At 74.6% G+C, this 1,074-nt stretch carries 1 protein-coding gene; it reads left to right on the forward strand.

Translation table 11 applies throughout. The annotated features are described in order from the left end of the window. Positions 1-22: 22 nt before the first annotated feature. Positions 23-1,074: GlxA family transcriptional regulator (locus tag P1P70_RS44990; protein ID WP_319248317.1), on the forward strand; the 1,052-nt coding region annotated here is incomplete at its 3' end.

The following is a 1,074-nucleotide window of genomic DNA, read 5'->3' on the forward strand; positions in this document are numbered from 1 at the left end:
GCCCACCACCGCCCCACAGCCGGTGCCCGCCACGCGGCCCACGCCCCCGCACCGCGTCGTCGTGCTCGCCCTCGACGGCCTGCTCCCCTTCGAACTCGGCATCCCGCAGCGCATCTTCGGCAAGGCGCGGGACACGGCGGGGCGGCCGCTCTACGAGATCGTGACCTGCTCGATCCGGCCACCCGGCCCGGTGGAGACGGACGCCGACTTCGAGATCCTCGTCGCGAACGGCCCGGAGACCCTCGCCACCGCCGACACGGTCGTCGTCCCCGCCTCGTACGAACTCGGCCCGGTCTACAAGGACGGCGTCCTCACCCCCGAACTGGCCGCCGCCCTCGCCCACATCCGCCCCGGCACCCGGCTGGTCTCCATCTGCAACGGCGGTTACGTCCTGGCCGCGGCCGGCTTCCTCGACGGCCGCCCGGCGACCACGCACTGGTCCCTCGCCGAGCACTTCCAGCGGCTCTTCCCGAAGGTACGGGTCGACGCGGACGTCCTCTTCGTCGACGACGGTGGCGTCCTCACCTCGGCGGGCGTGGCGGCCGGCATCGACCTGTGCCTGCATCTCGTACGTCGCGACCACGGCACCGGCGTCGCCAACGACGTGGCCCGGCGCACGGTCGTGCCGCCGCACCGGGCCGGCGGGCAGGCCCAGTACATCCAGCGGCCGCTGCCCGAGCCGCAGGCCGGGACCACGACGGCCGCCCGCGCGTGGGCCCTGGGGCGGCTCCACGAGCCGATCCAGCTCCGGGACATGGCCGCGCGGGAGTCCATGTCCGTCCGTACGTTCACCCGCCGCTTCCGCGAGGAGGCCGGTGTCAGCCCGGGCCAGTGGCTCACCCAGCAGCGCGTCGAACGCGCTCGCCACCTCCTGGAATCCACCGACCTCGCCATCGACCAGGTCGCCCACGACGCGGGTTTCGGCACGGCCCAGTCCATGCGGCAGCACCTGCAGGGGGTGCTGGGGGTGACGCCGACGGCGTACCGACGGACGTTCCGCGCGGCCCGGACCCCCGGAGCCACGGCCGAGGCCACCGTCACCCCCGAGGCCACCGTCACCCTGGAGGTCACCGC

The organism is Streptomyces sp. MB09-02B, from assembly GCF_033794485.1.
Taxonomy (GTDB): domain Bacteria; phylum Actinomycetota; class Actinomycetes; order Streptomycetales; family Streptomycetaceae; genus Streptomyces.